Genomic DNA, 8,477 nt, shown 5'->3' with positions numbered 1-8,477 from the left:
GGCGGTGAGGATCTCGTCGCCGATGGCGGTGAGCTGGCCGGCGCCCACCTCGACGGCCGTCATGTAGTGGCGCAGCCAGGAGCGCAGCCCGTCCGGGGTGCCGGTCGCGAACGCGCCGGCCGCGCCGACGTACTCCGGTTCCCGCTCCCGGTGACCGACGTCGACGGCGAGCAGGCCGCGCGGGTCGAGGCCGCTGGAGAGCAGCACCAGGCGGGCGGCACCGCGGGCCACCACGCCGGACGGACCGGCGAACGGGCGTAGGTTCAGCAACTCCCCGTGTACGACGGCGGCGAGCACCAGCGGCGACACCTTCGTGCCACCGGCGACCAGCCCGGCCGGGCGCATCGACCGGGCGCGACGGACGGGACGGGCCGTCGGGCGCGTGGCGGGGGCCGCTCGGCGCGACGGAGTGGGCAGCGGTCGCCGGGCACCGGGCCCACGACTACCCTCGTGCCCACGAGACGCAGGTCACCCCGAGGACGAGGAGTCACGGCATGAGCGAGGCATTGGCCAATCTGCTGAACGAGACGCGCCAGTTCCCCCCGCCGGCCGAACTCGCCGCGCACGCCAACGTCACCGTCGACGCGTACGCCGAGGCGCAGGCCGACCGGCTCGCGTTCTGGGCGAAGCAGGCCGACCGGCTGGCCTGGTCGAAGAAGTGGGACGAGGTGCTCGACTGGTCGAATCCGCCGTTCGCGAAGTGGTTCGTCGGTGGGCAGCTCAACGTGGCGTACAACTGCCTGGATCGGCACGTCGAGGCGGGCCGCGGCGACAAGGTCGCGATCCACTGGGAGGGCGAGCCGGGTGACACCCGCACGATCACGTACGCGGACCTGCACGAGCTGACGTGCCGGGCGGCGAACGCGTTGACCGATCTGGGGGTCACCGCGGGCGATCGGGTGGCGATCTACCTGCCGATGATCCCGGAGGCGGCAGTGGCGATGCTGGCGTGCGCCCGGATCGGCGCGGCGCACAGCGTGGTCTTCGGCGGCTTCTCCGCCGACTCGCTGAGCAACCGGATCCAGGACGCCAGCGCCAAGGTCGTGATCACGGCGGACGGCGGCTACCGGCGGGGCAAGCCGTCGGCGTTGAAGCCGACCGTGGACGAGGCGGTGGCGAGCTGCCCGTCGGTGCAGCACGTGCTGGTGGTCCGGCGTACCGGCGAGGAGGTGGCCTGGTCGGCGAAGGACCACTGGTGGCACGAGACGGTGGAGACCGCTTCGGCGGAGCACACCGCGCAGCCGTTCGACGCGGAGCACCCGCTGTTCATCCTGTACACCAGCGGCACCACGGCCCGACCGAAGGGCATCCTGCACACGACCGGCGGCTACCTGACCCAGGCGTCGTACACCGCGCACGCGGTCTTCGACCTGAAGCCGGAGACGGACGTCTACTGGTGCACGGCGGACATCGGCTGGGTCACCGGCCACTCGTACATCGTCTACGGCCCGCTCTCCAACGGCGTCACGCAGGTCATGTACGAGGGCACGCCGGACACGCCGCACAAGGGCCGGTTCTGGGAGATCATCGACAGGTACGGGGTCAGCATCCTGTACACGGCGCCCACGCTGATCCGGACGATGATGAAGTGGGGCGAGGACATTCCGGCCGGCTTCGATCTGTCGTCGCTGCGGCTGCTGGGCAGCGTCGGTGAGCCGATCAACCCCGAGGCGTGGATGTGGTATCGGCAGCACGTCGGCGGCGGTGAGCTGCCCATCGTGGACACCTGGTGGCAGACCGAGACCGGCGCGATCATGATTTCCCCGCTGCCGGGGGTGACGGCGGCGAAGCCGGGTTCGGCGATGACTCCGCTGCCGGGCATCGTCGCCGACGTGGTGGACGACCAGGGCCAGTCGGTGCCGAACGGCGGCGGCGGTTACCTGGTGCTGCGGGAGCCGTGGCCGTCGATGTTGCGCACCATCTGGGGTGACGACGATCGGTTCATCGACACCTACTGGAGCCGGTTCGAGGGCATGTACTTCGCCGGTGACGGGGCGAAGAAGGACGACGACGGGCACATCTGGCTGCTCGGCCGGGTCGACGACGTGATGCTGGTGTCCGGGCACAACATCTCCACCACGGAGGTGGAGTCGGCGCTGGTGTCGCATCCGTCGGTGGCCGAGGCGGCGGTGGTGGGTGCGACCGACCCGACGACCGGTCAGGCGATCGTCGCGTTCGCCATTCCGCGAGGCAGCACGGACATCGCCGGCGAGGCGGGTGAGCGGCTCATCGCCGAGCTGCGGAACCACGTGTCGAAGACGCTCGGCCCGATCGCCAAGCCGCGGCAGATCATGCTGGTGCCGGAGCTGCCGAAGACCCGCTCGGGCAAGATCATGCGCCGGTTGCTGCGAGACGTGGCGGAGAACCGGTCGCTGGGCGACGTGACCACGTTGCAGGACTCGTCGGTGATGGAGCTGATCTCCTCCGGGATGAGCGGAGCGAGGTCCGACGAGGACTGACGGCAGGCGTACCCCGCGGTGGGTGGCGGTCCGGACGGACCGTCACCCACCGTTGTCTTTTGTGGAGGTACGCGCCGGAAGCGCTCCCACGGATGTGCGGAGTACCGACGATCAGTGCCGATCCGGCGGATAACGCCTCGGTCACGTTCCCGCCGTTCGGCACATTTTTCATTTAGCTTCACGCGCGTCGGATGGTGTCGGAGCGCCCTCACCGCGCCCCGGACCAGCCGATTTCCTCCGCCCATGCCGAGAACGGAGTGGCATGAACAGAAACTCCCATCCGGGGTCGCGTCGACGACTACTCGTCGCGTTACCCGCCATCGCCCTCGCGGCCACGTCACTGACCGTGAGTGGCAGCGCGGCGGCCCAGTCGGCGTCCGGCACCCCCCGGGCGGTGATCGGCGCCGACGAGTACTACATCAACTACGCCGAGCCCGAGGTGCAGCCGGACACCGCAGGCCGTGAGGTCAAGGGCAAGGGCGGCGTCTACACGCCCGCCGGGGACGCCGCGCGGGCGTTCGACCAGAAGCACGCGCGAGGCAACCCGGTCACCGCCAAGCAGCTGGCCAAGATCGAAGCCAAGTCGATCCAGACCGGCAAGAACCCCCGCAAGATCAAGCAGGCGCCGACCACGCAGACGGCGAAGCTGCTGACGCTGCTGGTGGAGTTCAACGACAAGGCGAACGACGACTTCACGGACGTGATGGTCCCGAAGACGGTGTTCGAGGACCGGACCTGCGTGCCGGGCACCGTGCAGAACGGGCCGAAGCACAACAAGATCCCGGACCCGGCGCGTCTGCCCCACGAGGACAACAACTCGATGTGGGTGCCGGACTTCTCGCCGTCGCACTACAACAAGATGCTCTACAGCAAGAAGGGCATCACCGAGCGGGTCCGCACGGACCTGAAGGGCCCGGACGGCAAGAAGGGTGTCGACCTGTCCGGTCGCACCATGCACAACATGTACCTGGAGATGTCCAAGAACGCGTACACGGTGGACGGGCAGGCCAGCCCGTGGATCACCGTGCCGCACTCGGAGGGCTGGTACGCGGCCAACCGCTGCACCCAGGACGAGGACGGCAACTGGGTCCCCGGCCGCGAGCAGTCGATGAACGGCCACCCGGACAACCCGGCCGGCGCCGGCCGGCTGGCGACCGACGCGATCGACGCGCTCGCCGCGAAGGACCCCGCCTTCCCGTGGGCCGACTACGACAAGGAAGACCAGGGCGACCGCGACGGTGACGGCAACCTCTTCGAGCCGGACGGCGTGATCGACCACCTCGTGCTGGTGCACGCCGGCCAGGGCAAGTCCCGCGGCGGCGGCGACCAGGGCGTGTACGCCGTCTGGGCGCACTCCTCCTCGGTTCCGGGTGGCTACAGCATCCCGGGCACCAGCCTGAAGGTGTCGAACTACATCGTGCAGCCGGAAGACGCCGGTGTCGGTGTGTTCGCCCACGAGTTCGGTCACGACCTCGGCCTGCCGGACCTCTACGACACCTCCGGCAACGCCGACTCCGACGTGGACTTCTGGGACCTGATGGCCTCGGGCTCGCACTCCGGTGAGATCTTCCAGGCGTTGCCGACGCACATGGGCATCTGGGACAAGTGGGTGCTCGGCTGGGCCGACCCGCTGACCATCCGCCCCGGGTCGAACCCGCGCGAGGTGAAGCTCGGGCAGACCTCCCGCACGCCGATCGACGCCGAGGACGGCATCAAGGTCGACCTGCCGGACAAGGTGACGACGCTGGCCACGCCGCACAGTGGCACCAAGATGTGGCACAGCAACAACGACCAGAGCTGGGCCGACGTCAAGCTGAGCCGCTCGGTCGACGTGCCGGCGGCCGCGGACTCCAAGTTCTGGATGTGGAACAACTACATCATCGAGGAGGACTGGGACTACGGCTTCGTCGAGCTTTCGACGGACGGCGGTACGACCTGGACCGAGCAGAAGGTGTACGCCGAGGACGGCACGGTCGTCACCACCCCCGACGGCTACCCGGACCCGAACGGCCGGATGAACGACTTCGGCGGCAAGAAGTACGGCCTGACCGGCAGCACCGACGGCTGGCGCCACGACTACGTCGACCTGTCGGCGTACGCGGGCACCACGGTGCAGCTGCGGCTGCGCCAGGCCACCGATGAGGCGTTCGAGGAGCGCAACTGGTTCGTCGACGACTTCGCGGTCACCGGCGGCGGCGCGACCACCTGGAGCGACGACGTCGAGGGCGGCGCCAACGGCTGGACGGCCACCGGCGGCACCTTCGTCGACACCACCGGCGCGGGCTGGAAGGTCTCCGGCGGCACCGAGGTGCACGCGCACTTCTACCTGGCCGAGTGGCGCAACTTCGACGGCTTCGACAAGGGCCTGAAGTACGCGTACGACACCATCTACTCCCACGAGGCGTGGAAGGTCGACCGGATCTCGTACAACGCGCCCGGCATGCTGGTCTGGTACCGGGACAGCGCACTCGGCGACGTCAACCACGTCACCGGGCAGATGACCGCGCTGCCCAGCTACGGCGCGAAGGGTGGGTTGCTCATTGTGGACTCGCACTTCGACCCGTACCGCCGCACCGGCGAGGCGGCGGTGAAGGACCCGTCGGTGACGGACAACCTGCCCAGCCGTCCGCAGTCGTCGAACGCGGCGTTCACGCTGCAGAAGACGTACCCCTTCACGGAGTGCCTGGAGGCCGCGGACGAGCCGTACAGCGCGTACTGCACGAAGTTCAAGGCGCAGGTGCCGGTGAAGTCCTTCACCGACGCCAAGGGCTGGTACCCGGGCATCGAGATGCGCGACGGGGCCCCGTACGCGCGGGACAACGACGCCTCGGTGGTCCTGCCGTCGCGCAACAACGCGCCGTACACCACCCGGGTCACCAACCCGGACGGCAGCCCGGCACCGGAGTTCTACGGTGTGACGCTGGGCGGTGGCGCGATCGTGCTGGGTACCGGTAACCCGGGCGACGCGGGCGTGAACTTCGGGGTCTCGCTGACCATCAAGAAGGCCGCGCGGGACAACTCGTCCGCCACGATCTTCGTCACCCCGGCGAAGAAGTGACGGTTACGCGGTTGGACAACTGACAACAGCGGTAACGGTGGGGCCGGTGGCGGAGACGCCTCCGGCCCCACTGTCGTATGCCCGATCACGCTGATCGAAATTGGTCGTTGTATTCGGTGTCGATCGAACCCCTTGACCAGCGTGGCTGATGAAGCGCTGGTGTGTTACGGGGGAAAGCATCCTCAACAAAATCCTGCAACAAATCGACGCGTGCGTCTTCCCACCCGTCCCAGCAGTGTCTATGTTCACCATTGGTCCCACTAGTGGGATCGATCTCCCACCGGCCCGTACCCCCGTTGGGCCGGTTCCCTCACACCGGAGGTACCACGTGCGCAAAGTCGCAGTGGGTCTGATCGGGCTCTCACTGACGGCGACGGGCCTGGCTTTCGGCCCGTCGGCCTCGGCGGCGCCGCAGCCCAAACTGCCGGCAGCAGCACCGGCCGCTGCCGAACCGCAGGCACTGAAGGATGAGCTCCCCGACAAGCTCGAGGACAAGCGCCGCGAGCTGCGTGAACAGGGTCTCAGCGATGTGCTGAGCGGTCGTAGCAAGCCGATCGAGCGCAACGGCAGCATGGTCGTCAAGGTCGGTCAGGTCGGCAAGACGGGCACCAGCGGCAACGCCCGGACCGCCGGCGCGCAGACCAGCAAGGACCAGTACGTCGAGCTCGAGCGTGAGCGGACCGACAAGATCTTCGTCATCCTGGCCGAGTTCGGCGACGAACGACACCCGTCCTACCCGGACAAGGACACCACGCCGGCCTTCGCCGGGCCGACGACCTTCCAGGGCCCGCTGCACAACAAGATCCCGCAGCCCAACCGGGCTGTCGACAACTCCACCGTCTGGCAGCCGGACTTCAGCCCGGAGCACTACCGCCAGCTGTACTTCGGCACCAACCCCGGCGACGAGTCGCTGAAGCAGTACTACGAGGCGCAGTCCTCCGGCCGGTACTCGGTCGAGGGTGAGGTCACCGACTGGGTCAAGGTCCGCTACAACGAGGCCCGCTACGGTCGTTCCGACGACCCGATCGAGGACGAGGACACCGAGAACCCGGCCAACGACCCCGCCGTCTGCGCGGACAACGTCTGCTCGAACACCTGGGCCTTGGTCCGCGACGCCGCCAACCAGTGGGTCGCCGACCAGAAGGCCAAGGGCCGGACGGACGCGCAGATCGCCGCCGAGATGAAGACCTTCGACCAGTGGGACCGGTTCGACTACGACGGTGACGGCGACTTCAACGAGTCGGACGGTTACATCGACCACTTCCAGATCGTGCACTCCGGCGGCGACCAGGCCGACGGTGACCCGCAGCAGGGTGAGGACGCCATCTGGAGCCACCGCTGGTCGGCGTACAACAGCTCGCCCGTCGGGCCGCCGAACTTCCCGATCGGCGGCACCCAGATCGGCAACACCGGCGTCTGGATCCGCGACTACACGATCCAGCCGGAAAACGGTGGCCGCAGCGTCTTCTACCACGAGTACGGCCACGACCTGGGCCTGCCGGACGACTACGGACCCGCCGACAACAACAACGAGCACTGGACCCTGATGGCCCAGAGCCGGCTCGGCGCCAAGAACGAGCCCGCCATCGGCGACCGGGGCGGCGACCTCGGCGCGTGGAACAAGCTCCAGCTCGGCTGGCTCGACTACAAGGTGTTCGTCGCGGGCCAGGACAAGAAGGTGGAGATCGGGCCGCAGGAGTACAACTCGGATAAGCCACAGGCCGCCGTGGTGGTGTTGCCCCAGCGGGAGTACACCTTCAACTACGGCCCGCCGTTCGCGGGTTCCAAGCAGTACTTCTCCGGTAACGAGGACGACCTCGACAGCAAGATGACGAGGACGTTCGACCTCACCGGTAAGTCCTCGGCGGCGCTGTCGCTGAAGGGCAAGTACAGCATCGAAGCGGGTTACGACTACCTCTACTTCGAGGCCTCGACGGACGGCGGTCAGACCTGGGCCGACCTGGACGGCACGGTCAACGGCAAGCCGATCGGCGTGGACGGCGCGGGCCGCCCGGCCCTCGCCGGCACCAGCAACGGCGCCTGGGCGGACATCAACATCCCGCTGACCTCGGTCGCCGGCAAGTCGGCGCAGATCCGTCTGCACTACGTCACCGACGGTGGTGTCTCCGAGGGCGGCTTCTTCGGTGACGCGATCACCGTGACCGCCGACGGTCAGACCGTGTTCAGCGACGGCGCCGAGACCGACGCCGGTTGGACCCTGGACAAGTTCCAGGTGGTCGGGGCGACCTACACCCGGCTGTTCGACAACTACTACATCGCCGGCAACCGCTCGTACGTCTCGTACGACAAGTACCTGAAGACGGGCCCGTACTTCTTCGGCTACGCGAACACCCGCCCGGACTACGTGGACCACTACGCGTACCAGGAGGGCCTGCTCATCTCGTACTGGAACACCCGTTGGGCGGACAACAACACCGCTCCGGCGTCGCCGACCAACCCGGGTGGTCACCCCGGTGAGGGCCGCAACCTGTACATCGACTCGCGCCCGGAGCCGATCTACAACCTGACCGGTGCTCCGTGGCGGGCCCGGATCCAGGTGTACGACGCACCGTTCAGCCTCAAGAAGGCGGACTCGTTCACCCTGCACCTCAACAGCCAGCCGCAGTACATCCGCGGTGAGGCGGCGCAGCCCCTGTTCGACGACACCAAGAAGTACTTCTACGAGGAGCTGCCGAACCACGGCGTCAAGCTCCCCGCGACCGGTGTCAAGATCAAGGTTCTGGAGCAGGACGGCACGTCGATGAAGATCCGGATCTTCTGACCGCTGATCCCGCACCACCCAGCGGCGCCCGGGCAGGTCACCTGCCCGGGCGCCGCCCTTTGTCCAGCCGCCACCGGGAACCGTTCGACCTGCTGGAACGTCCCACCACCGTGCCCCTCTCCCCCCGTGTCACCCGGACGGCGGCCGGTCTCGCCGCACTCCTCCTGCTGCCCCTGAC

3 protein-coding genes and 1 pseudogene are annotated in these 8,477 nt (G+C 68.2%); 3 read left to right on the top strand and 1 reads right to left on the bottom strand.

Annotated features, from left to right (window positions below):
- A pseudogene (locus F8271_RS28195) lies at window positions 1–381 on the bottom strand (oxidoreductase); the annotation flags it as partial.
- 113 nt (window positions 382–494) lie between these two features.
- Here F8271_RS28195 and acs point away from each other — a divergent pair.
- The 3 genes from acs to F8271_RS28180 all read left to right on the top strand — a co-directional run bounded on the left by acs (window position 495) and on the right by F8271_RS28180 (window position 8,299).
- Window positions 495–2,459: an acetate--CoA ligase gene (acs, locus tag F8271_RS28190; RefSeq protein WP_151492878.1), complete on the top strand. Its 1,965-nt coding sequence runs from the start codon at window positions 495–497 to the stop codon at window positions 2,457–2,459.
- A 262-nt stretch (window positions 2,460–2,721) separates the two neighbouring features.
- The gene (locus tag F8271_RS28185) at window positions 2,722–5,517 is read left to right on the top strand and encodes an immune inhibitor A domain-containing protein (RefSeq protein ID WP_151492877.1); all 2,796 of its coding nucleotides are present in this window, start codon (window positions 2,722–2,724) and stop codon (window positions 5,515–5,517) included.
- Between the two features lie 343 nt (window positions 5,518–5,860).
- Window positions 5,861–8,299, top strand: a complete 2,439-nt coding sequence (locus F8271_RS28180) for an immune inhibitor A domain-containing protein (RefSeq protein WP_151492879.1) — start codon at window positions 5,861–5,863, stop codon at window positions 8,297–8,299.
- Window positions 8,300–8,477: the final 178 nt, after the last annotated feature.

This window comes from Micromonospora sp. ALFpr18c, from assembly GCF_008868155.1.
Taxonomy (GTDB): Bacteria; Actinomycetota; Actinomycetes; order Mycobacteriales; family Micromonosporaceae; genus Micromonospora.
This window is presented reverse-complemented; position numbering and strand designations above follow the sequence as displayed.